Annotated in this window: 13 protein-coding genes; all 13 read left to right on the forward strand. The window is 38.7% G+C overall.

All coding sequences use genetic code 11. The features are described 5' to 3' along the window. Positions 1 to 5: 5 nt before the first annotated feature. The 13 genes from LB450_RS03995 to LB450_RS04055 all read left to right on the forward strand — a co-directional run bounded on the left by LB450_RS03995 (position 6) and on the right by LB450_RS04055 (position 25,760). Positions 6 to 3,044, forward strand: coding sequence for a SusC/RagA family TonB-linked outer membrane protein (locus LB450_RS03995; protein ID WP_224486565.1), 3,039 nt, complete (start codon positions 6 to 8; stop codon positions 3,042 to 3,044). A 12-nt stretch (positions 3,045 to 3,056) separates the two neighbouring features. Continuing rightward, positions 3,057 to 4,553, forward strand: a complete 1,497-nt coding sequence (locus tag LB450_RS04000; RefSeq protein WP_224486566.1) for a RagB/SusD family nutrient uptake outer membrane protein — start codon at positions 3,057 to 3,059, stop codon at positions 4,551 to 4,553. A gap of 10 nt (positions 4,554 to 4,563) precedes the next feature. Further along, positions 4,564 to 6,153: a hypothetical protein gene (locus tag LB450_RS04005; RefSeq protein WP_224486567.1), complete on the forward strand. Its 1,590-nt coding sequence runs from the start codon at positions 4,564 to 4,566 to the stop codon at positions 6,151 to 6,153. Between the two features lie 12 nt (positions 6,154 to 6,165). After that, positions 6,166 to 7,077 carry a fibronectin type III domain-containing protein gene (locus LB450_RS04010; RefSeq protein WP_224486568.1) on the forward strand — a complete coding sequence of 304 codons (912 nt, stop codon included), beginning with the start codon at positions 6,166 to 6,168 and terminating at the stop codon, positions 7,075 to 7,077. Positions 7,078 to 7,237: 160 nt separating this feature from the next. Further along, positions 7,238 to 9,511, forward strand: coding sequence for a beta-glucosidase BglX (bglX, locus tag LB450_RS04015; protein WP_322962591.1), 2,274 nt, complete (start codon positions 7,238 to 7,240; stop codon positions 9,509 to 9,511). 457 nt (positions 9,512 to 9,968) lie between these two features. Next, entirely contained in the window at positions 9,969 to 13,139 is a 3,171-nt protein-coding gene (locus LB450_RS04020; protein ID WP_224486569.1) for a glycoside hydrolase 5 family protein, read from the forward strand. 8 nt (positions 13,140 to 13,147) lie between these two features. Then, on the forward strand, positions 13,148 to 15,064 hold the full coding sequence (locus tag LB450_RS04025; protein ID WP_224486570.1) for an Ig-like domain-containing protein: 1,917 nt from the start codon (positions 13,148 to 13,150) through the stop codon (positions 15,062 to 15,064). A 10-nt stretch (positions 15,065 to 15,074) separates the two neighbouring features. Continuing rightward, positions 15,075 to 15,902 (forward strand): glycoside hydrolase family 16 protein, encoded by an 828-nt coding sequence (locus LB450_RS04030; protein ID WP_224486571.1) that lies wholly within the window; start codon positions 15,075 to 15,077, stop codon positions 15,900 to 15,902. A gap of 98 nt (positions 15,903 to 16,000) precedes the next feature. After that, complete coding sequence (locus tag LB450_RS04035) at positions 16,001 to 19,453, forward strand: hypothetical protein (RefSeq protein WP_224486572.1); 3,453 nt, start codon at positions 16,001 to 16,003, stop codon at positions 19,451 to 19,453. 6 nt (positions 19,454 to 19,459) lie between these two features. After that, on the forward strand, positions 19,460 to 20,743 hold the full coding sequence (locus tag LB450_RS04040) for a glycosyl hydrolase family 17 protein (protein ID WP_224486573.1): 1,284 nt from the start codon (positions 19,460 to 19,462) through the stop codon (positions 20,741 to 20,743). 23 nt (positions 20,744 to 20,766) lie between these two features. Further along, entirely contained in the window at positions 20,767 to 22,260 is a 1,494-nt protein-coding gene (locus LB450_RS04045) for a glycoside hydrolase family 30 protein (RefSeq protein ID WP_224486574.1), read from the forward strand. A gap of 11 nt (positions 22,261 to 22,271) precedes the next feature. Beyond that, positions 22,272 to 24,839, forward strand: a complete 2,568-nt coding sequence (locus LB450_RS04050) for an MFS transporter (protein ID WP_224486575.1) — start codon at positions 22,272 to 22,274, stop codon at positions 24,837 to 24,839. A gap of 3 nt (positions 24,840 to 24,842) precedes the next feature. Next, positions 24,843 to 25,760, forward strand: a complete 918-nt coding sequence (locus LB450_RS04055; protein WP_224486576.1) for a glycoside hydrolase family 17 protein — start codon at positions 24,843 to 24,845, stop codon at positions 25,758 to 25,760. The last annotated feature ends 40 nt before the right edge of the window (positions 25,761 to 25,800 follow it).

The raw sequence follows: 25,800 nt of genomic DNA on the forward strand, positions 1-25,800 counted from the left end.
TAGATATGGTTAAAAACTTTTTAATAGCGACGATGTGTTTATTATCCATGTGGACGTATGCACAAGAACTAGACATCGAAGGAAGTGTAACAGATGAACAATCTGGCATGCCTCTGCTTGGTGTAAATGTGATTATTGAAGGAACAACTAGGGGAACAACCACAGATTTTGATGGTAATTATTCCATTTCCTCTGTTCCTAGTGATGCCACCTTGGTTTTTTCATACCTGGGTTTCCAGACTAAGAAAATCAATGTAGCTGAAACTTCAGATTTCAATATTAAACTGAAGTCGGACACACAAGCCCTGGATGACGTAGTCGTCATCGGTTATGGTTCTAGTAGTAGAAGAAAACTAACAGGTGCTGTATCTACAGTAGATGCTCAATCCATTGATGATTTAGAACCAACTAATGTTGGTCAGGCGCTTCAGGGTACTGTAGCAGGTATCAATGTCACGCCTCAATCTGGAACCCCAGGGGCACAGGTTAATATTCGTATCAGAGGTGTATCCACAAACGGTGATAACAGACCTCTTATCATCTTAAACGGTTTTCAGTATGAAGGTGGTTTGAATTCCATCAATCCAAACGACATTGAATCGTTTACTATTCTTAAAGATGCTGAAGCTGCCATATATGGTGCAACAGGGTCTAACGGTGTTATCTTAATTACTACAAAAAGTGGTGAGATTAACCAAAAAGCACAAATTGAATACAAAACTTACTATGGTCTTCAGGAAACCACCCGTAAATTGCCTCTATTAAATGCAACCGAATATGGTCTGTTACTTAATGAAAGCTATTCAAACGCTGGCCAGGTTTCTCCAATCCAGAACTTAGCACAATTAGGTGAAGGAACCGACTGGCAGGATGAGGTTTTTGAAGTTGCTCCAATTACTAACCACAGTTTATCCGTTACAGGAGGTTCAGAGAAAGTGACTTATGCAGCCAGTGCTTCATTGCTTGAGCAGGAAGGTATAGTTGGTGGTTCAAAATCAAAATTTAGTAGAAGTACAGCAAGATTAAATCTTAATGCTGAACTTAGAGAAAATATAGACCTTACGACAAATGTTTTTTATAACCACACCGAATCCAATAACTTAAATAGCTTTGGTTTAGGTTCAGTTTTATTTAACGCGATCAATATTGCACCAACAATAGATCCGAGTTTGGATGATATAACTGGACAAATCAATTTAGGAAATGAAGTTATCAACCCGCTGCCACAAATAAGAAATACCTACAGTAAAACTATAAGTGACAGGTTAAGTGGTAATGTGAAATTAAGTATTGACTATCTGGAGAACTTTAATTTAGAAGGTCGGCTAGGGTTCAACTCAACCAACACAAGAAATAGAGATTTTGCGCCAGAATTTATATATGGTCCAAATAAAGTGTTTAACCTTCCTAACAATTCAGTTACGCTAGGTAAAATTTACGATAGCGACTTTACCTTCGATTTGTTTAATACCTATGAAAATACCTTTGGTGATAAACATGATGTTAAGTTTATGGTAGGTATGACTGTATATAAGCAGTTTGGTGAAGGATTATTTGGCTCAAGTACAGGTGTGCCGGCTAATAGTATCGAGTTTGCGGATTTAGGAACTGCGACTGGTACTGGTGACCAAAACACGGCTACGTCCTACGCCTATGATGTCAGACGTTTGTCTTACTTCTCAAGACTTCAATACGATTACGATGATAAATATTTACTTTCTGCATTAATCAGAAGTGATTCTTCCACTCGATTTGGACCTGAAAACAGAACAGGTTACTTCCCGTCTGCATCAGCAGGTTGGGTAGCTTCAGAAGAAGACTTCTTTCCAGAAAATAATTTTGTAGATTTCTTCAAAATACGTTCAAGTTATGGTGTATTGGGGAATGATAGAATTGGAGACTTTTTATACCTGTCTGTACTTAGTGGAGAAGCCACCTATGTTTCTGCAGTGGATGGCAGCCTTATTCAGGGACAGGCTCTTGGGCCACTAGCAAACCCAGAAGTTAAGTGGGAAGAAGCCCGACGTTTTAATATTGGTTTGGACTCAAGATTTTTTGATAATCAAGTGGGCTTAACGGTAGATTACTTTGTGAATAACCGTGAGGACTTATTGATTGGAAATATACCTGTTTCCGGAATTTTCGGTATTGCAGCGCCTGGTGCGTCAGGTCCTACTAAAAATGCTGGTTCTGTTAGGAATTCAGGTTTAGAAGTTACATTAGATTATAAGAAAGTCGTGAATGACGATTTTAGTTTTAATGTCAACTTCAATATATCTACATTAGATAACGAAGTGACTAACGTAATCGGTGCAGATTTTATAGAAGGAGGTGCTTTTGGAATCGGTCAACCTGCTCCTGCTCGTATGGAAGTAGGCAAACCTATCGGTTACTTTTATGGCTATGAAAGCGATGGCATTTTTCAATCACAGGCTGAAGTAGACGCTCACCCATCACAATTAGCTTTGGGTGCAGATGCAAGTCCGGGTGATATTCGTTACAAAGACTTGAATGGAGATGGCGTTATAGATGAAAATGACAGAACCGATATTGGAAACCCTATCCCTAGTGTAACTGGAGGTTTCAATTTAAGCATGACTTATAAAAGTTTTGACTTTTCGTTATATTCATTTGCTAACTTAGGGAATGACATTGTAAGAAATTATGAAAGAAATCAACCTAACGTGAATAGATTGAGTTACAACTTAGAGCGATGGACAGGTCCTGGAACTAGTAATTCAGTTCCAAGAGTCACTGTTGATCCAACTGCAAATGCAGCGTTTTCAGATTTCTATGTAGAGGACGGTTCATTTTTAAGAGTACAAACCATAAGTCTTGGTTACACTCTTCCGGAAAACCTTTTGGAAAGTATTGGCGTGAATAGCTTTAGATTATATGCAAAAGTAGATAACGTATTCACATTCACTGAATATTCTGGCTATGACCCAGCGGCTTCCACTGGAGCTCCAATAGGTAGTGGTATTGACTTAGGATTTTATCCATCTCCTAGAACATATACTTTAGGCTTAAACGTAAATTTATAAAAGATTAGAATTATGAAATATATAAAAAACATAAAATATGTAATCCTCGTGGCACTTTCAGCTCAAATTCTGGGCAGCTGTAGTACGGATTATGTTGAAGTAGATCCTCCTTATCAAGTTACTTCAGAAAGTTTTTTCAAAAGTCAGGAAGATTATGAAAATGCTTTAATTGGTGCTTACGATTTATTACAAGCCACTTATGTCAATGTGATATTAGGTGAAATCGCTTCAGATAATACACATGCGGGTGGTGAGAGTGCAACAGATGTTATCGGTTGGCAACAAATCGACCGTATGGTTCACACACCGATTAATTCAAACTTAAGAGATGTTTGGAATTTCAATTTTGCAGGGGTTTATCGCGCTTCTTATATCATTGAAAATAAAGACAATATCGAGTTTGATGGTAAAGATCAACTCTTAGCTGAAGCTTATTTTTTACGTGCTTACTTCAATTTTGAACTTGTAAAATGGTTTGGTGGAATTCCTATTAAACCTGAAGGACGTTTCGAATTAGGGGAAGAATTAACTTTGCCAAGAGCTTCAGTAGAAGATGTTTATACTTATATCGAGACCGACTTAGGAAATGCGGTTTCAAATTTATCGGAAGTGCCAAGCGAACCAGGAAGAGCTACTGTTTATAGCGCTCACGCTTTATTAGGTAAAGTTCATCTATTTCAAAATGAATTTGTTCCTGCGGCAGAAAATTTAAATGCGGTAATTAATTCAAATCAGTATCACCTTTATGGCACTGAAGCTGATGAAGATTATGAAAACTTATTTGAATACAGCGCAGAAAATAGCGCAGAGTCTGTATTCGAAATTCAATACACCGGAGTGGAAGGTGCTGGATTCGGATGTCTGCAATGTAGTGAAGGTAATGTTGCCGTTGGTTTTAGCGGTGTAAGAGGGTATGCAGGTCCAGTTTTTGAATCTGGATATGGATTTAATCTCCCTACCGAAGAAGTTTACAATGACTTTGGAGTAAACGATTTAAGAAGGGATGTAAGTATTCTTAATATAGATGAATGGGCCGCTGAAACTGGGGCAAGCTATAATATTGGTAATCAGGATCCGGTAACGGGGCACACGGGTTATTACAATAGAAAATACCTTCCTAGAAAAAATGACAACCAGGGGGATACCAATTTAACGCAACCCAATAATTACAGAGCCATACGCTATGCTGATGTCCTTTTAATGGCTGCCGAAGCTTTAAACCGCGGTAACATTAATGATGACCTAGCGCTCGACTACGTTAATCTAGTTCGTAATAGAGCAGGTCTTATAGACATCAGTCAGAGTGGTTCACAATTGCTAGATGCTATTTATAGAGAACGCAGATTGGAATTAGTTGGCGAAGGTCATAGATTTTTCGATCTCGTAAGAACTGGAAGAGCTGAAAGTGCTATCGATGGATTTACAGCTCCAAAAAATAATGTATTTCCAATTCCACTGGAAGAATTACAATTTTCTCAAGGGAACTGGTCACAAAACACAGGCTATTAATATGAAAGTTATGAATTTAAAGAACACGATAAGAATCAGTGCTTTGATGCTTGTATTTATAAGCATGATTAGTTGTACTGAAGATGAAGGTTTAACGACAGTTAACCTTGCAGAGCCAAGCAATATTGATGCTTCAATTAGCATGACACAGGATAACTCAGGCGAAGTTACTTTTACTCCAACAGGACAAAATGCTAATGAGTTTTTTATGAACTTTGGGGATGGAAGTGAACTCTCTGATACAATTGCTAGTGGAGGATCATTTACTCATACCTATGCCGAAGGCAATTATGATGTGGAAGTTTTTGCTTTAAATTTTGCTAAAGAAATGAGTCAGGCTACAAAGCCTTTGGTCGTCTCTTTTAACCCTCCAGAGAATTTGGATATTACAGTTGAAAATGATGGCGTTATTTCTAATACCGTTAATGTTACTGCAGAAGCAGATTTTGCTACTACTTTTGAAGTCGATTTTGGTGAAGATGGAGTTGATTCTGTTGTTTCAGGCGACATAGGCTCTACAGTATCATATACCTATCAAAACCCAGGCTTTTATGATATTGTTGTTACTGTGGCAGGTGCAGCAGCTCAAACAACAACTTATGTTGAAGAGAATTTTGCAGTCACAGAAATATTAGAACCTACTGTTTCAGCTCCTGAGCCTACTCAGCCATCTCAAGCTGTTATTTCGATTTACAGCGATTCGTATGACCCAATTACTGTAAATGAATTTCCAACGGAGTGGTCTGATACAGACTTTGAAGAAATACAGTTAGAAGGAAATAACACTGTTAAGTATTCAAATCTTGCATTTACAGGTATTGTTACAGATTATGGAAACGCTACCGACTTATCAAATATGGATTATGTTCATTTCGATTACTGGACTCCAGATGCTGCGAGTTTAGGTTTTAAAATGGTAAACACGACAACAGATCCAGCTCAGGAAGATATTGCAAATATTGGAACACCAATTCAAGGCGAGTGGGTGAGTGTCGATATCCCGCTTAATGACTATAATATGGATCGTTCCAATGTTACTCAGCTCTTATTTGATGCGCTGGGCAATAGAGCAACAGTGTACATAGATAACCTTTATTTTTACAAAGAAATCCCTCAGCAACCTACAGTTGCTGCTCCAGCACCATCACATGATGCTGCTAATGTAATTTCAATTTATAGTGATGCGTATACTTCTATTACGGTTACCGAATTACCAACTTCTTGGTCTGGTTCAAGTTACGAGGAAGTTTCTGTATCAGGTAATAGTGCTATGTTATTCACTAATTTTGACTTCTTAGGTATTGTTACAGATTATGGTAATCCTACTGATTTAACAGGAATGACGCATGTTCATTTTGATTATTGGACTCCTAATGCTGCGAGTATAGGACTCAAATTGGTCAACACAGCCTTAGACCCTGTTCAAGAAGATTTAGAATCAGTTGGAGATGTTAGTCTTGGACAGTGGGTGAGTGTAGATATTCTTTTATCTGATTTTAATATGGATAAGTCTCAGGTAACCCAACTTATTTTTGATAATTTGGTTGCAGGAGACGCTGATGATACCGTATATATTGATAACTTTTACTTTTATAACTAAAATACTTGTTAAATGAAAAATTATAAACATATTATGTTCAGCTTTTTGGCACTTATCTTCATGAGTTGCCAGGATGATGACCAACAGTTTGGAGAAATTGTTGCCCCTTCAAATTTATCAATAACTGCTGATATAGTAGGGGCAGATGATGCCAATCCTAATGGGGACGGTACAGGAGTTGTTACATTTACTGCAACAGCAGATAATGCTATTTCCTATAGCTTTATCTATAACTCTAATAAAAAAACAGAGGCCTCAGGAACCACCTCTTTTATATTTTCAGATTTAGGTGTCAACACGTATACTGTGACAGCTGTTGCTTATGGCACTGCTGGGGCCACCTCCTCAAAAACAATTGAAGTTGAGGTCTTAGCCACCTATGCTCCACCACCAGAATTAGTAAACAAGCTGATCGGTGATGGTACCAAAACCTGGAGAATTAAATCAAGTCAAGCCGGGCATTTTGGCGTAGGCCCTCCCGGAGGAACCATTCCAGCAGAGTGGTATGGTGCCGGACCTAATGAAAAAGCGGGTGTAGGTATGTATGATGATAGATACATCTTCAGTGAGGATGGAACGTTTACGTTCATTACTAATGCTAACAATGATGCCGACGGAACTGATCCAACGGGAACTGTGTTTGGTCGTGCTGGTTTAATAGATCAATTAGGCGGCTCTGGTGGAGAACAGGTAGGTGATGATATTTTAAATTATCCCTATAACGATTTTCAATCAACCTGGAACCTGATCGGACCAGGAGGTGTAGAAACTATCAGCCTGTCTGGAAACGGATTTATAGGTTATTATGCTGGTGGTTCTCATAACTACAGAGTATTCGACTGGTCTGTACCTAATGAGCTCGTTCTGAGCACCCTTGACGGGAGTGGTGAATTAGAGTGGTGGTTTATAATCACTTCTGAATAGCCGTAACCAACTTGCTAACGATTAAACTCATATATTTCTAATGAAATATATGAGTTTAATCGTTTATGCATTTTATTTTTGTTGATGGGATTATCTCGAAAATTTTATATTCACATATTAATCCATAACAGAAAATTATTAATATTAGAAAAACAGATACATGAAATCAATTTTATTCGGTCTTGTTGGTGTCCTCCTTATGGGATGTCAGCAAAATCCTCCCTCAAACAATACAACTAACGAATCAAATATTGATCAAAAAGTGGAAGAACTCCTTTCTAAAATGACTTTGGAAGAAAAAATCGGTCAGATGAATCAATATAGCGGGTTTATGGATTTTACAGGTCCTCAGCCCGATAAAGGCAGGGCAGCTAATAAATTAGAACACATTAAGAATGGTTTGGTTGGTTCCATGCTGAATGTTCATGGAGTTGAAAATGTAAGAGCTGTTCAAAAAATTGCTGTAGAAGAATCCAGACTTGGCATTCCGCTTATATTTGGGTTCGATGTTATACACGGCTATAAAACCATTAGCCCAATTCCTCTTGCAGAAGCTGCGAGTTGGGATCTTGAAGCTATGAAGCGCTCTGCCGAAATTGCGGCAGAAGAAGCTTCTGCAGCTGGAATAAACTGGACCTTTGCACCTATGGTAGATATTTCAAGAGACGCCCGATGGGGTCGTGTAATGGAAGGTGCTGGTGAAGATCCTTACCTCGGCAGCCAAATCGCCAAAGCCAGAGTTAACGGTTTTCAAGGGGATGATTTATCAGCTACTCATACAGTTGCGGCTACAGCCAAACATTTTGCAGCCTACGGGTTTGCAGAAGCAGGCAGAGAATATAATACAGTAGATATAGGAACGTCAACGCTTTACAATGTCGTTTTTCCTCCGTTTAGAGCTTCAATAGAGGCTGATGTCAAAACCTTTATGAGTGCTTTCAATGTCCTTAATGGCATTCCTGCCACGGGAGATGAGTTTCTTTTGAGAGATATACTTAAGGACAAATGGGATTTTAACGGCTTTGTGGTTACAGATTGGGATTCTGCAGGCGAAATGGTGGCTCACGGATTTGTCAAAGATGGACGAGCTGCTGCCAAACAAGCTGTTATTGCCGGATCTGATATGGATATGGAGTCTTACCATTATATAGAAGAGCTCAAAGCCTTAGTTGAAGATGGTGAAGTCGAAGAGAAATTAATCGATGATTCTGTGAGACGTATTTTAAAAGTCAAATTTGAACTTGGTTTATTTGAGGATCCTTATAAATACTGTTCAGAAGAACGAGAGAAAGAAACCTTGTATAACGCAAAATTTAGAGAAGGTGTGCGTGACATGGCTAAAAAGTCGATTGTTTTGCTTAAAAATAAAAATGAGTTGCTTCCTTTAAAATCCTCCGGTCAACGTATTGCCGTCATTGGAGCTTTAGCCAACGATAAGACGTCCCCACTTGGAAGTTGGAGAATCGGAGCCGATGAAGAGACGGCAGTTACTGTACTTGAAGGTTTAGAAAAGTATGATCAAAACACCTACTCATATTCAAAAGGTGCTGATGTGGTAACCGGGGAAACCTCTTTTACTCAGGAACTCAATATAAATACGACTGATAAAAGTGGTTTTGCAGAAGCTGTTTCAACTGCAAAATCAGCACATGTTGTGATTATGGTTTTAGGTGAACACGGTTTACAAAGTGGTGAAGGGCGAAGCAGAACCAGAATTGATTTGCCAGGGGTTCAGCAGGAACTCTTGGAAGAAGTTTACAAAGTCAATAAAAATATAGTATTGGTTTTACAGAATGGAAGGCCGCTTGCTCTGCCCTGGGCAGATGAACATATTCCAGCTATTGTTGAAGCCTGGCAACTTGGTACTGAAAGCGGTAATGCTATCGCAGAAGTACTTTATGGTGATTATAACCCAAGTGGGAAATTACCGATGTCATTTCCACGTCATGTAGGGCAGGTGCCAATTTATTATAATCAAAAATCAACAGGAAGGCCTTTCCTTCCATCTCCAGGAGAAGTGTTCTGGTCGCATTATACAGATGAGAAAAACTCACCTTTATACCCTTTCGGTTACGGATTAAGTTATACGACTTTTGACTTAAAAGACTTAACTGTTGAAAACACCTATGCAGACGATGGTACTGTAACTGTATCTGTAAGCCTGACCAACACAGGGAAGCGAAAAGGTAAATCTACTGTCCAATTGTACATCAGAGATGAGTATGCCAGTGTAACGAGACCTGTAAGAGAACTCAAAAGTTTTGAGCAGGCCGAATTAGAAGCTGGAGAAAGCCGGAAAATCACATTTCAGTTAACAGATAAAGATTTAGGGTTTTACGATAATAATGGGAAATTTACAGTAGAGGAAGGAAGCTTTCAGGTTTTTGTCGGAGAAGATTCTCAGGCTCAACTTTCCGGTGAATTTCAACTATAAATCTTATTGCTGAATCTGATAATTTTGTTGTTGATACGCTGCAAATTGTCAGAGTTAAACTACTTTCAAATTAATCATGACAAAATCCAAGGAAGTGAGCCTTGGATTTTGTCATGAATTGTATTAAATCTTAAAAAGTCTGCTAACCGATAACGATTGCGAAAAAATAAAAAGTTTAGGATGAATTCACAAATATCAAAGAAATCAATATTCAATACGACCTCTACAATTGGCTTTTTAAACCAAACATTAGCTATACAAAACTAAGGCTTAACCCTTAAAATCGGTATTTCTATTTTGCTCAAACGACTTAATTCAAGGGTTTTACTGGTTCTTTGAGAATTTCTTTAAAAACCTGAATATTTTTTGAGATGTATATTTTTTGTAGTGTAATTTTTTAAAGAATTCTTAAATCAATCCTTTAAGTTTATAAGATTGATTACTTAAATTCTTTAACATGAAAAAAATTCTTTTTGCAATCGTGTATTTACTCATAGCCTCTGTGGGCTTTTCGCAAGGCCATGATGTAAAAGTCATATCCAACGAGGAAGGGACGAAGCTTCAGGTAGATGGCAGGGATTTTATGGTAAATGGCATGAATTGGGATTATTTTCCAAGAGGAACTAATTTCAGTTATAGTCTTTGGGAACAGCCTGATGACATCATTAAAGCAGCATTAGATGCTGAAATGGGTCTTCTTAAAAATATGGGTGTTAATACGATTCGACTTTATACGGGTATTCAGCCTAAATGGATTACCTATATTTATGAAAATTATGGTATCTATACCATGTTGAATCATTCTTTTGGTCGGTACGGACTAACTATAGATGGTGTTTGGACACCTGTCACAAAATATGATGATACAGCTACACAAGAACTACTTCTATCTGAGGTAACCGAATTGGCTGAAGATTACAAAGGAACTCCGGGTCTTTTGCTTTTCCTTTTAGGAAATGAGAATAACTATGGATTGTTTTGGGCAGGGGCCGATACCGAAGATTTCCCTGATGAGGATGATCAGATTAATGCTATAGGAGAAAATCGAGGCAGACCGATGTATCGATTGATGAATGAAGCCACCAAGAAAATTAAGTCCATAACTGATTCGGTGCCTGTTGCTATTTGTAATGGAGATGTTTTGTTTTTAGATATTATCGCAGAAGAGTGTCCGGATGTTGATATTTATGGAACCAACATGTACAGGGGTAAGTCATTTGGAGATGCTTTTCAAAAAGTTAAAGAAGTGTATGGTAAACCTATCCTGTTTACAGAGTTTGGTGCCGATGCCTTTAATGCGATAGAAATGCAGGAAGACCAAAAGTCTCAGGCTTACTATATGGTCAATAACTGGAAAGACATTTACGAAAATGCTGCAGGTCTTGGTCTTGCTGAAAACTCGATAGGTGGATTTACATTTCAGTTTAGCGATGGCTGGTGGAAATATGGCCAAACTGAAAACTTAGATGTTCATGATAGCAATGCATCATGGTCTAATGGTGGGTATGACAGAGATTTTGTAGAGGGCAAAAACAATATGAATGAAGAGTGGTTTGGAGTTTGCGCAAAAGGACCTACAAATGCAAGAGGTCTTTATGATTTATATCCCAGAGCATCCTATTATGCCTTAAAAGAAGTTCATAAATTAGATCCTTACGCTGAAGGTATCAGTTTGGCATTTGTCGATAACTATTTCGATAATATTTCACTTATGGAGGCCGTTCTAAAGGCAAGAGGAGATAAAGCAGCTCTGGGCGGCGGAGATTCAGAAAAAGTCGGGATTAGCAGACTAGCGGCTCATTTGTCTACTTTTTATACGGGAGGCAGCCTGATCACAACACCAGATAATCCAGATCCAAATAGCAATTCATATCCGAACCAGCTTGGGTTCGATCAGATGCAATCATATTTCATAGGAGTGGGTGGTAAACCAGCTGCAAATGTAAGGTTCAATGTTGATTTTAACTTTGTAAGTGATGTTGCTGAAAACCCTATTAATGAAATCTTTTATGAAAATAGAGTCAGACCCATAACTGTTACAACTCCGGATGGTGAAGTAATCATTCAGGACAGTAATAATTTGCAGGTATATCAGGCAGAATTTGAATGGAATAATGAATTATTCGATTTAAGAGGGTTTTATAGAACAGGTCATTACCACTGGGGTTACGAAGGTGACTTTTTTGGGCTTTATCCAGAAGCTAATTATGGCCCAAACCTGGATATTTACGGAGGTGTAATTTCAGGAATTGAGATTGACGCCAAAGGAAGTTTAGAGGGTCTAAAAGCGGCTATTGGACCGCAATTGTGGTGGGGTACAAATCCAACGATGCTTTATAAATACAGCAAAACAATTAAAAATTGGGATGTTACTGGGATATACCATAGAGATTTAGAAACCGAATTAGAATTTGATGAAAATGGACGTCGGGTATTAGATCAAAATCAAGTGCGTAGTGGTGTGATTCCGCCATGGCCACAAGAAAGAGCTACCCTGGCTCTGGAAAGAGATTTCGGTAAATTTGGGTTAAGCCTCGGTGGAATCTGGGCAGGAAGCCCGCTTAATGGAAGTACTTATCAGGATGTAGATGATAACGGTAACATAGTTGTAGATAAAGTTAACTCTGATGACAACTGGGGTGGGAAAGCCAAAATAACTTATGCCGGCGGAAAATTCAACTGGTATGCTCAGGGTTCTGTTAAGGGAATTGTAGCTGACGGAGGAGCAGATCCAACCTTAACATTTACAGGCTGGAAACTCAAAGATAATGGGAGCGGTAACCAATCTAATTTCTTATCTGGTTTTACTTATAATGTAGGCAAGTGGCAAATTGCTCCTAACTTTTTATGGCAAAAGCCTTTGGTAGATCCTATGCCAAATAACGTGGATGCACCAGGACGATTAAGGAATGTAATTGATGACCCATTTGCCGTAAGATGGAACCGAGAAACCACCGCTGCAGAAATTCTGTTTACTTATGACCCTACTCCAGGAACCTATATGTATGATTGGGATAACAACAGGACTGAAGATGCAGAATTTGCTATGAGTGCCGGTTTTGTCTTTAGGCACTTGCCTACTGCGATGGATGCTCACATTGGTTTTTTAGATACGCGTGAGTTTTTTGCTTTTACCAATTCTGTACCAGCAGAAGATCTTTGGGAGGCACATGCTAAAATTGTTTCCAAGCTAAGTCCGGATATCCGTTTGGTAGGAACATTTTATTATGGTAACGGTCAGGCCCGAGGTGATTCTGAGAGGCTGGTCACCGACAGATTTGGAGCAAATTTAGATGTAAGGTATAAGAATTATTGGATTAAAGCAGATGTTAAAGTCAACGATTGGGGGCCTTATGATTATCACAGAGATTTTAACTTAACATTCCCTCTGCAAACCATGCTGGATATGTCTACTACCTTAAGTAAGCCAGAGTGGTTTATTTTACCGACAACACAAATCGGTATACGAGGAATATGGAGATCTTTGAATGAATTTTCACCGAGATACTCTCCTAATGCAACGCCAATTGGTTCGTTTAATGCAGACCCGGTACTTAGTCCGGTTGGATTTCCTAACGGATCTGAGTGGGAAATAATGACATACATTAGATTTAACATAGGTAAATAATACTCGAAATGATACATAACAACTATTTTCAATTACTAGGACTTGTTATACTATCTGCGATAGTGATCACAAGCTGCGAAAGAGATCTTTCAGATGACGCTATTTTAGCTACTTTTCCTAGCAATGGGCAAGTTTTTGATGATGCACCGGCTGGACTTACAGATGAGTTTTTCATATCGTTTGACCCAGCAGGAGGAGCAAATGTAAACGGTTTTGGTACAGATGACTCTGAAGCTTACGAAGGAACAACGTCAATAAGAATTGATGTTCCGGCACCTAACGATCCAGATGGAGGATTTATAGGAGGCATATTTAGAGACAGAGGCGAAGGAAGGGACTTGACAGGTTACGATGCGTTAACCTTTTGGGCTAAAGGTTCTACAACAGGACTTATGGAAGCTGGTTTTGGAAGTGACTTTATTGAAGATAAATACAGAACGGCTACTAATGTGCAATTATCAACCGATTGGAAAAAATACATTATCCCTTTACCAGACCCCTCCAAATTAGTTCAGGAAAGAGGAATGTTTACATTCTCTGCTGGAACACAAAATACCAATGGGTTGGGATTTACGATTTGGATAGATGAAATTAAATTTGAAAATTTAGGCACCCTTGCCCAGCCTAGACCAAGAACCCAAAAGGGAGACGACATTTTTGCACAAACCTTTATAGGAGGAAACTTGCAAGTAGATGGTTTAACCCAAACCTTTAATACATTACAAGGAGATGTCACTACTAATGTAACTCCAAATTACTTCGAATTCTCCTCGTCAGATGAAAGTGTGGCTACCGTCACAGGACTTGGTCAGGTCAATATTGTTGGAACAGGAATAGCTGAGATTACAGCTACCTTAAATGGAGATAAAGCGGAAGGCTCACTGACTGTAGAATCCTTAGGAGAATTTACTCCAGCACCAGTTCCCACCAGAGATCCTGAGAGTGTGATTTCAATTTTCAGCAACGCCTATCAGAATCGACCCGTTGATTTTTATAATGGGTTTTATCAACCTTTCCAAACCACAACTTCTGCAGATTTCACAGTTGGCGGTGACAATGTACTTTATTATTTGAATTTCAATTTCGTAGGAATTGAATTTAATCAAAACGTGCCAACTATTAATGCCAAACTAGCTACTCACCTCCATTTTGATATTTTTATTCCTAATGCACCACCTGCAAACACCAGCCTAAGAGTGGATGTGGTTGATTTTGGTGCAGATGCTGCATTTGATGGCGGAGATGATACTACAGAGTCTCAGGGATTTACTAGTGGTTTGGTAGCAGGAGAATGGATCTCACTGGATGTAGATATATCAAACTTATCTCCTAAAACCAATTTAGGTCAGATTATACTTGCTGATTTTAACGGAATACCACCTCCTGAAGAATTTTATGTCGATAATATTTATTTTTACAGAGAAGACGGAGAAGATATTACACCAGAAGTTGTTGCGCTTCCTCTCGATTTTGAGTTATCTAATCCTGCAAACTACAGTTTCCAAGGTTTTGAAGGAGCTGTAACCACATTGGAAGATAATCCATTTTCTAGTGGAATCAATACTTCTGCTACCGTTATGCAATCTATTAAAACTAATGGATCCCAATTTTTTGCAGGAACTTTGTTAAACTTAGACCAGCCTGTAGATTTTACAACATCCCAAACGATAAGCATAAAAGTCTATTCACCTAAAGCTGATATTCCTATACGCTTAGCCATAGAAACAGCTGGAGGGGGCAATCAAGTCTTTGTAGATGTAAGTACGACAACCTCTAATGAATGGGAAGAAATTGAATTTGACTTAAGCGGAGTTTATGATAGTAATCTCGAGTATCAGCGCTTAGTTATATTCTTTGAGTTTATTCCAGATCTTGCTGGTGATGGAAGCACCTATTATTTTGACGATATTCAAGTAATTGATTAAAAAAGAAACCATGAAGAAGACTAAAATGATATGTTCAATGTTAGTTACCAGCGTTATTGCAGCTAGCTTGTTTAGTTGTGATTTAGACGAAACTCAAACTGTGACTACTCTTGATAACTTGGTAATGCAAGAAGACTTTGACGGAACCGAGTTAAATTCAGAACTCTGGTCTTTTGAGCTTGGAGATGGCTCTGAAGAAGGTCTTCCAGGCTGGGGAAATAATGAACTTCAATATTATACCGATAGAGAAGAAAATCTAAAAGTTGAAGAGGGTGTGATGACCATAACCGCTCGGAAGGAGTCGTTTCAAGGATCTAATTATACCTCCGCTAGAATTATTACCAAAGCAAAATTTGAAAAGCAGTATGGTCGTATAGAAGCACGCATGAAATTACCCTGGGGAACCGGTCTTTGGCCAGCGTTTTGGATGCTGGGTACAGATATAGACCAGGTAGGCTGGCCGCAAACCGGGGAAATTGACATTATGGAATACGATGGAAGTGAACCTAATGTAGTGCATGGAAGCGTGCATGGACCTGGCTATTCTGGAGGAAACGCTGTGACAAAGAGTTATGAATTTATAAATGATAGGCTAGATACAGGTTTTCACACTTATGGTATAGAATGGGGAGAAAATTATATCAATTATTATGTGGATGATGTGCTTTACAACCAAATCACTCCAGAAAACGAAGATGTAACTGGCGAATGGGTATTCAATAAACCTTTCTACATCATCATCAATATGGCAGTTGGTGGATCTTTTGTAGGACCTCCAAATGCTGACACTGTTTTTCCTCAAACCTTAGAAGTGGATTATGTGAGGGTTTACGAGTAATACATTAAAAAAAGCTAAAAACAATTATATAAGCGGTAAACTGAAGTTTTATTGCTTTTTCAACTAAATAAAAATTTAAAGAAACTAATTAAATATCTATGACTCAAGATAAGATAGCAGATCATCAAAACTCTAAAAAAAGTGAATTGGAGCAAGTAAGATTAAACGGTGAGAAATTTCTAAAAATCACCAACAATGATTCACTGAGACCTTTTTTTATGAGCGTTGTAAGCGATTCCAATCACTGGATGTTCATATCCAGCAATGGAGGCTTAACTGCTGGAAGAAGAAATGCTGAATATGCCTTGTTTCCGTATTACACAGACGATAAAATCACTGAATCTGCACATTACACAGGAAGCAAAACGATTTTCAAAGTTTATTCTAAAGACGCAATCAACTTTTGGGAGCCGTTTTCAAATCGGTTTGTTGAGCAATATGAAATTACAAGGAACCTCTACAAAAACATCTACGGGGATAAATTGATTTTTGAAGAAATCAATCATAGTTTAAAACTGAAATTTTCTTACCGATGGTCTACCAGTGACCGTTTTGGTTTTGTAAAGGAAGCTCAGCTTTATAACCTCGATACAGACACAGTCAAAGTTGAAGTTTTAGATGGACTCCAAAATGTGTTGCCAGCAGGTGTGGTTAGCGATCTGCAAACCCAAAGCAGCAACTTAGTGGATGCTTATAAGCGCAGCGAACTCGATAAAAAATCAGGTCTGGGTATTTTTGCCCTTAGTGCTGTACCTGTGGATAAAGCTGAACCCAGCGAAGCTTTAAAAGCCAATGTGGTTTGGTCTCTGGGTATTGAAAACCCAACTCGTTTACTGTCTTCTTTACAGCTCGAAAACTTTAGATCTGGAAAAAACATTACCGAGGAAACCGATGTTAAAGCCGAAAAAGGCGCCTACTTTATTCATGAAACACTGCAAATGGGAGCAGAAGCAGGTAAGACCTGGCACATCATTGCAGATGTGAATTATAACCATGCTTCCGTTGTAAAACTCCAGCAAGATTTAAAACAAGATGATCTGTTGGATTTAATTGAAAAAGACATTCAGTTAGGTACCGGAAAATTAATTCAGCTGAATGGAGCTGCAGACGGACTCCAACGTTCTAATGACAACTTAAGAGATATTCGTCATTATGCCAATACCATGTTTAACATCATGCGAGGTGGTATTTTTGACGACAATTATCAGATCGAACGCTGGGATTTTAAAGAGTACCTCAACAAGGCAAATAAGCCTCTAGCTATAAAATTTGCTTCTGAAATTAAGTCCCTGGCAGAGCGTTTTTCATTAAGTGACTTAAAAGCCTTGGCTAAGTCTAAAAATGACAAGGACTTTACACGTCTTGCTCTTGAATATTTACCGCTAAAATTTAGCCGACGACATGGTGATCCAAGCAGACCCTGGAATCAATTTTCTATAAATACAAAAGACGACGACGGTTCTAAAATCTTAGATTATGAAGGCAACTGGCGAGACATCTTCCAAAACTGGGAAAGCCTTGCGCATTCGTATCCTGAGTTTATAGAAAGCATGATTTATAAGTTTCTAAACGCCACTACATTTGATGGTTATAACCCTTACCGGGTTACCAAAGACGGCTTTGACTGGGAAACTATTGAGCCAGACGATACCTGGTCGTATATCGGGTACTGGGGCGATCATCAGATTATTTATTTGCTGAAGTTTTTGGAATTTTGCGAAGATTACAAACCAAACAGTTTAGCGACATTATTTAACAAATCAGAATTTGTTTACGCCAATGTGCCTTACCTAATTAAGCCGTATCAGGACATTTTAAAAGACCCGAAAGACACCATAGAATTCGATCATAAAGCGGATGCTAAAATCCGAAAAAAGCGTGCTCAAATCGGTGCAGACGGTGCTTTGCTTCTGGATAAAAACGGTGACATCATTCACGTCAATTTTATCGAAAAAATATTAGCTACAGCCTTAGCTAAGTTATCCAACTTCATTCCTGAAGCTGGGATTTGGATGAATACCCAACGTCCGGAATGGAACGATGCCAACAATGCTTTAGTGGGTAACGGCGTTTCTATGGTGACCTTATCTTATCTCAGACGTTTTTTAGCCTTTTTTGAAACAGTTTTTGAAGACGTTAATGCTTCAGAACGCTATGAAATTTCAGAAGAACTGGCTTCCATGTTCACCAAAATGGAAGCTGCGTTTACTAAATATCAGGAATTAACTGAAGGTGAATTTAACGATCACCAGCGTAAAGAAATGTTAGACGAACTAGGCGAAGCAGCTAGTTTATATAGAACTGAAGTTTATAAATCTGGTTTTTCAGGTAGCAAAACTGAAGTTTCAGCTGGGCAAATCAATGACTTTATAAAATCGAGCTTAGTTTATCTTGAACATGCCATTGAAGCTAATAAACGAACAGATGATTTATACCACGCGTATAATTTAATGACGGTCAATAAAGATGAGGTTTCAATAGATTATCTATCTGAAATGCTGGAAGGTCAGGTTGCTGTTTTAAGTTCGGGTTATTTGAATTCAAATCAAGCCCTGAGCCTGCTCGATGCCCTGAGACAAAGCAAGCTATTCAGGTCCGACCAGTACAGCTATTTATTGTATCCGAATAAAGAATTGAAGGGCTTCCTGGAACGCAACCATATTTCAGAAGCATCTGTGAAATCGTCTCAATTACTTCAGAAAATGATAGAAGATGGAAACAGAAAAATCGTCGAAAAAGATGCTCAGGGGGACTATCACTTCAATGCCAACTTCAATAATGCGAAAAAATTAAAACAAGCCTTAACCTCTCTCGAAGACGAAGACTATTCATCTTTAGCGGATAAAGAGCAGGATAAAATTCTTCAGATTTACGAAGAAGTTTTCAATCACAAGTCCTTTACAGGGCGTTCAGGAACCTTTTATGGGTACGAAGGCTTAGGTTCTATTTATTGGCATATGGTATCTAAACTGCAGTTGTCGGTTTTAGAAACCTGTACTCGAGCGATAGATGCTGACGCCTCTGCTGAAGTCATTGGCCGCCTGCTGGAACATTATTACGAAATCAATGAAGGTATTGGCGTACACAAATCGCCAAAACTTTACGGAGCATTTCCAACAGATCCGTATTCGCATACACCGCAAGGGAAAGGAGCGCAACAACCAGGTATGACCGGTCAGGTGAAAGAAGATATTTTGAGTCGTTTTGGTGAACTGGGTGTAAGTATCAAAAAAGGAAAGCTTCAGTTTAAGCCACACTTGCTTAGAAAAACTGAATTTCTAGATGAAAAGCACATTTTTAGATATGTAGATGTTGCTAACAAAAAGCATCAACTTCAATTGGATAAAAAATCATTAGGATTTACGTTCTGCCAGGTGCCGGTAATTTATTCCATTTCAACACAAAACAAAATTGAAGTTAAATTCTATGAGGGTGATTCAGAGCAAATGGAGGGGCTTCAATTGCCTAAGGAAATAAGTCAGGATGTTTTTAACAGGTCGGGTAAAATTCAAATTATCCACGTTCAAATAAAAGATTCAATTTTAAAATAAAATGTCATGAAGCCTATAGTACAAGCCATTTTAATAGTATGCCTAGTTATACTGGCTTCGTGTAATCAAACAACGAAAGAGAAAAAATCAATGCAAAATAACCGCAATTTAACCGCAAAAGAAATTCTGAATAAACCAGATTATCTAGCCATATCCTATGGTGGCTATCGTAAAAAAACACGCGACTCGCAACCAACACTAAAAGAACTCAAAGCCGATTTAAAAATTCTTCACGCGATGGATGTTCGTGTATTGCGTACCTACAATGTGCGTTTACCACATGCGGCCAACATATTAAAAGCAATAAAAGAACTCAAAGCAGAAGATGAATCTTTTGAAATGTATGTCATGCTAGGGGCCTGGATAGATTGCAAAAATGCATGGACGGAGCTACCGCTAAATCACAACGAGGAAAGCACGAACAATGCAGCTGAAATTGAGCGTGCCGTTGAGTTGGCTAACTTATTCCCAGACATTGTAAAGATCATTGCTGTGGGTAACGAAACTATGGTGAAATGGGCGTCGGCTTATTTTGTTCAGCCCCACATTATTTTAAAATGGGTAAAACACCTTCAACAGATAAAGAAAGAAGGAAAATTAGATAAAAATGTATGGGTCACCAGCTCAGATAACTTTGCGTCCTGGGGTGGCGGAGAAAGTGAATACCACACACCAGAACTCGAAGAGCTTATCAAAAGCGTGGATTATCTTTCTATACACACCTATCCAATGCATGACACCCATTACAATCCAATATTTTGGGGAATTCTGCCCAGGGAGGCGAAACTGAGTAACACCGAAAAACTGGATAAAGTCATGAATCGTGCACTCAGTTATGCGGTGTCGCAATACGACAGCGTGGCGAGTTATGTGAAAAGTTTAGGGGTGAAAAAACCAATTCATATTGGTGAAACAGGCTGGGCAAGTGCGTCTAGCGGATTTTATGGACCGAATGGTTCTAAAGCCAGTGATGAATACAAGCAATCTCTGTATTATCACAAAATGCGTGAATGGGCTACTGAAAACAAGATCAAATGTTTCTATTTTGAAGCCTTTGATGAACCCTGGAAAGACGCACACAATCCCAAAGGTTCCGAAAACTTCTTTGGCTTATTTACTGTTGATGGTAAAGCTAAATATGCACTTTGGGACGCTGTAGATAAAGGAACCTTTGAAGGTTTGAAACGCGGTAAAACCAAAATCACTAAGACCTACGACGGAAAATTGATCAATCTTCTTTTGGATGTGCAAATGCCTCCAGTCAAAAATGAAATTATGCCTGACCATTAAATCAATCATGAAAAACACTGTTTATGAAAAGTTTAAAATTTTTATCTATCACCTTAATAGCACTTATGTTAGTTAGTTCTTGTGTTCAAAAACAAACTGAATTAGAAATAGAAGTAGTTGAAACTTCCAGAAGTGGGAATAAACTTTCTAAAATTGACACTTTTAGTCAGGTTGAGTCCACATCCAAAATCAGCTTAAACCCTAAGAAAACCTTTCAAACCTTTACGGGTTTTGGCGGTTCTTTTACAGAATCCTCAGCCTATTTATTGAATCAATTAAGTGAGGAAAATCGTCAAAAAGTCATTGATGCTTATTTTGCGGATAGTGGTGCACGCTATTCTTTAACCAGAACCCACATGAATTCAAGTGACTTTTCACTTGGTCAATATTCCTATGCTCCAGTGGAAGGGGATACTTTATTGAAAAACTTCAGTATCGAAGAAGATAGAGATGATATTATTCCTATGATTAAAGATGCTATGGCAGCTTCTTCAGAGGGATTCGATATTATTTCATCACCCTGGACGGCTCCGCCATGGATGAAAACCAACAACGAGTGGGTTGGGGGAGAATTGAAACGAGAGCATTATGATACCTGGGCATTATTCTTTTCAAAATATGCAGATGCTTACAAAGCTGAAGGTATCGATATTTGGGGGTTTACTGTTGAAAACGAACCTCACGGAAACGGCAATAACTGGGAAAGTATGCATTATACGCCGGAACAAATGACCGAATTTGTAAGAGATTATCTCGGTCCTCAGCTTGAAAAAGACGGCAAAGGAGACTTGAAAATTCTGGGTTACGATCAAAACAGAAAGGGCATTAAAGAATGGGTGGACGTGATGTATAAAAATGAAGCAAATGCTAAATATTATGATGGAACTGCGATTCATTGGTACGAAAGTACATTCAAAGTTTTTCCGGAAGCCTTGCAATATGCTCACGAAAAAGCGCCGGATAAATACCTGATACAAACTGAAGCCTGTGTGGATGCGGAAGTTCCGAAATGGCAGGATGACGACTGGTACTGGCAAAAAGAAGCCACCGACTGGGGCTGGGACTGGGCGCCGGAAGACCAAAAGCATTTACACCCCAAATACCGTCCTGTGTATCGCTATGCCCGAGATATTATTGGTTGTATGAACAACTGGGTAGACGGTTGGGTAGACTGGAATATGGTGTTAAATCGCCAGGGAGGACCCAATTGGTTCGAAAACTGGTGTGTAGCTCCAGTGATTGTCGATCCAGATCAGGATGAAGTTTACTTTACGCCATTGTATTATACCATGGCACACTTCAGTAAGTACATAAGACCAGGAGCAAAGCGCATTGATTTTGAATCCACCGATAAAGATTTACAGGTGAGTGCTGCAACTAACCCAGACGGAAGCCATGTGGTCATTGTATTCAACCCTTCAGAAGAAGAAAAAGTATTTGACCTTACTTTGGAAGACGTTACGAAAACGATTTCTATTAGTCCGCAGGCCATCCAATCTATTACTATCACTAACTAAATCTTACTTGTATGTCTGTAATAAAAACTCCTGATAAAGATAAAGTGCCATTAGGTCAGAAGGCGGCTTTTGGATCAGGCCATTTTGTTCTTAATTTGTTACCTGGCGCCTTAGCAGTTTTCATGTTCTTTTTAGTAACTGCTTTCGGAATGGACCCTTTTTTAGCGGGTTTGTTAGGTGGTTTACCAAGAATATTTGATGCTCTTACAGACCCAATCATGGGTTTTATTTCTGATAACACAAAATCTAGATTTGGAAGGCGAAGGCCTTATATATTTTTTGGAGCTATTTTAAGTGGTATTCTGTTTGCGCTGTTATTTCAGTTAAGTGAGGACAACTCTGTGTTGTTTAACTTTTGGTACTTTCTGATGATGTCTTTGTTTTTTCTTGTTGGAAACACCATGTTTGCTACCCCTTTGGTTGGGTTGGGTTATGAAATGACTCCAGATTACAATGAGCGAACTCGTTTAATGGCTTTTGGAAATACTGTTGCTCAAGTGGCTTGGATGTTGGTGCCCTGGTTTTGGGTGGTTATCGCAGATCCTACCGCATTTCCTATCAGTGAGCAAGTTTTAAGATCGATTGGAGAAATGGGGCTTTCTGGAAATGAATTACAAAAGATAACAGATGAAAAGCTTCAAGCGACAGGCGTACGTCAATTGTCTTTATGGGTTGGGCTCACGTGCGCAGCTTTAGGAATTCTGCCTGCTCTATTTTGTAAAGGTATGGACGCTGGTGAAATGGAAAACAGAAAGAAAATAAGTTTAAAAACCTTATCGTCTACCTTTAAAGATTTAGTACAAAGTATCAAGGAAGTTTCACAAAGCAAGCCTTTTATGAAGCTATGTGGGGCCACTTTCTTAGTATTCAATGGGTTTCAAATCGTTGCTTCGTTTAGCTTTTTTATAATCGTTTTTTATATTTATAATGGAGATTATGGCCAAGCTCAGACCTGGCCTGCATGGTTCGCGTCCATTACAGCGCTTGTAACCGCTTTTATGGTTATTCCTATCATTTCTAAAATCGCAAATAAATATGGAAAGCGTAACGCATTTCTCATATCTACAGTGATTTCTATCCTAGGTTATGCACTTAAGTGGTGGGGATTTGATAATTCTTTAAATGCTAAATTCAATCAATCTACTGTTGGTCAGGGTTTAAACAATTTTGTTGCCTCAGTATTTGAATCGATAAATCCATTTTTAGATAGCATTGGAATGTCTTGGTTTAGTATAGATGTAAGTCAGGGTGGCCCCTGGTTAATGTTTGTTCCTATTCCATTCATGGCTTTTGGATTAGGAGGCTTATTTACCTTGATGATGAGCATGACGGCCGATGTCTGTGATTTGGATGAACTGGAAAATGGATTACCTCGAAAAGAAGGTACGTTTGGTGCGATTTACTGGTGGATGGTCAAAGTGGGTCAGGCTCTGGCGTTGGTATTGAGTGGTACGATTTTAACTTTAGTTGGTTTTGATGAATCTCTGGTTTCTCAATCCTTAGAAACCATGAACCGACTTAGAATAGCAGATATTATTGTCCCCGTATCCACTGCGGCACTAGCGTTTATTGTGATGTGGCGTTATGATCTTGGTGAAAAACGCGTCAGAGAGATAGGGGCTGCACTTAAGAAAAGGAAAGCCCTGCCAAAAAGATCAAGTTCTTCTTACCATGGTCAAAACCTTGTTTCTTTGACTTCTTCGGAATTTGCTCCAGATTCAAAATATGATATTGATTTTTCATCAAAATCAATGGAAGACATAAAAGCTCTTTTCTCGACAACGCTCAACAAAGGAATGCATGGACTGTGTTTTAGCCCTTACACCGATGAGCAGGATATTGATGACACACTTTCTGAAGAACAAATCAAAAGGCGTGTGGATATCGTTAAGCCTTATACCAATTGGTTAAGATCTTTTTCATGTACTAGAGGAAACGAGCATATCCCTAAAATCGCCAAACAAAACGGTTTGAAAACTATGGCTGGGGCATGGATAAGCGAAGATAAAGCTCAGAACCGAATAGAAATAAATCAACTCATAAAACTGGGCAAAGCCGGGCTGGTGGATGTAGCTGCGGTTGGTAATGAAGTTTTACTACGGGAAGAACTTAGCGAAAAAGAACTTTTGAATTATATCCAGGAAGTTAAAACCGCTTTACCAGATATACCTGTTGGGTATGTGGATGCTTATTCCGTCTTCTATGAGCGTCCGACACTCATCGAGGCCTGTGATGTTATTTTGATCAACTGCTATCCGTTCTGGGAAGGTGCAGATATAGAAATTTCGACAGCCTATTTACGTGAAATGCACTCATTGATTGTAAGCAGAGCAAAAGGAAAACCAATTATGATTGCTGAAACTGGCTGGCCAAGTCAGGGAGAAGCCAATGAAAAAGCAGTGCCGACTAATATTAACACTATGAAATATTTTATCAATGTAAATAATTGGGCACAACAGGAAAACATAGACTTATTTTATTTCTCATCATTTGACGAATCTTGGAAAACGCGTCACGAAGGAGACGTGGGTCAACGTTGGGGAATTTGGGATAAACATGAAAAATTAAAATACAAGTAAACCATGTCATTTAGAAAAGAACAACAAATCACCGATCAACAAGAACAATTTTTTGCTTCTATACAAAACTTAGATTTTGTACCAGAGGTTCCGATAGAAGAACTTCATGATGTTTTTAATTCCATAATGAAAGAAGGCTTTCATGGGATTTGTTTTAGCATGTATGAAGACGGGCAGGAACCTGGCGATCATATCACAGAAGAACAGGTTATGCGTAGAATGAAAATTCTACAGCCACACATCAAGTGGGTACGCTCCTTTTCCTGTATTGAAGGCAACGAATTTGTTCCAAAAATCGCAAAAGAACTCGGTATTAAAACTTTGGTTGGAGCCTGGATTAGCGATGATAAGGAAAAAAACAGAGAAGAATTAGATGCGCTTATTGAAATGGCTAATAATGGTCTGGTTGATATTGCAGCGGTTGGAAATGAAGTTTTGTATAGAAATGATATACCGCTGGAAGAACTGAAAGCCCATATTGAAGAAGTGAAACGATCTATTCCTTCACATATCCCGGTAGGCTATGTGGATGCGTATTACGAGTTTGCAGTGCATCCGGATTTGACAGATATGTGTGATGTTATTTTATCTAATTGCTACCCGTTCTGGGAAAAATGTCATCACGAGTATTCATTAACGCATATGCAGCAAATGTACGGACAGGCTTTAAATGCGGGTAGAGGTAAAAAAGTGATCATTACCGAAACCGGCTGGCCAAGCAAAGGAGAAAACCTGGGTGGAGCCGAACCTTCTGCTGAAAATGCTTTGAAGTACTTTATCAACACGCAGTTATGGTGTAAAAAAGCGGGGATTGAAAGTTTTTATTTTTCATCCTTTGATGAATCCTGGAAAGTGGGAGCTGAGGGTATTGTTGGCGCTTACTGGGGAGTTTGGGATAAAAAGGAAAAATTGAAGTATTGATATGGGGTTAACGCTATAAGCTTAACATCAATAACACATG

It is taken from the genome of Psychroflexus curvus (assembly GCF_020164585.1).
In the GTDB taxonomy this organism is placed as follows: domain Bacteria; phylum Bacteroidota; class Bacteroidia; order Flavobacteriales; family Flavobacteriaceae; genus Psychroflexus; species Psychroflexus curvus.

Excerpts from the sequence above, each read along its gene's own strand:
- LB450_RS04045 (WP_224486574.1), top strand. The coding sequence starts at position 20,767 with ATGAAAAGTTTAAAATTTTTATCTATCACCTTAATAGCACTTATGTTA.
- LB450_RS04050 (WP_224486575.1), top strand. The coding sequence starts at position 22,272 with ATGTCTGTAATAAAAACTCCTGATAAAGATAAAGTGCCATTAGGTCAG.
- LB450_RS04005 (WP_224486567.1), top strand. The coding sequence starts at position 4,564 with ATGAATTTAAAGAACACGATAAGAATCAGTGCTTTGATGCTTGTATTT.
- LB450_RS04055 (WP_224486576.1), top strand. The coding sequence starts at position 24,843 with ATGTCATTTAGAAAAGAACAACAAATCACCGATCAACAAGAACAATTT.
- LB450_RS04025 (WP_224486570.1), top strand. The coding sequence starts at position 13,148 with ATGATACATAACAACTATTTTCAATTACTAGGACTTGTTATACTATCT.
- LB450_RS04000 (WP_224486566.1), top strand. The coding sequence starts at position 3,057 with ATGAAATATATAAAAAACATAAAATATGTAATCCTCGTGGCACTTTCA.
- bglX (WP_322962591.1), top strand. The coding sequence starts at position 7,238 with ATGAAATCAATTTTATTCGGTCTTGTTGGTGTCCTCCTTATGGGATGT.
- LB450_RS03995 (WP_224486565.1), top strand. The coding sequence starts at position 6 with ATGGTTAAAAACTTTTTAATAGCGACGATGTGTTTATTATCCATGTGG.
- LB450_RS04020 (WP_224486569.1), top strand. The coding sequence starts at position 9,969 with ATGAAAAAAATTCTTTTTGCAATCGTGTATTTACTCATAGCCTCTGTG.
- LB450_RS04040 (WP_224486573.1), top strand. The coding sequence starts at position 19,460 with ATGAAGCCTATAGTACAAGCCATTTTAATAGTATGCCTAGTTATACTG.
- LB450_RS04010 (WP_224486568.1), top strand. The coding sequence starts at position 6,166 with ATGAAAAATTATAAACATATTATGTTCAGCTTTTTGGCACTTATCTTC.
- LB450_RS04030 (WP_224486571.1), top strand. The coding sequence starts at position 15,075 with ATGAAGAAGACTAAAATGATATGTTCAATGTTAGTTACCAGCGTTATT.
- LB450_RS04035 (WP_224486572.1), top strand. The coding sequence starts at position 16,001 with ATGACTCAAGATAAGATAGCAGATCATCAAAACTCTAAAAAAAGTGAA.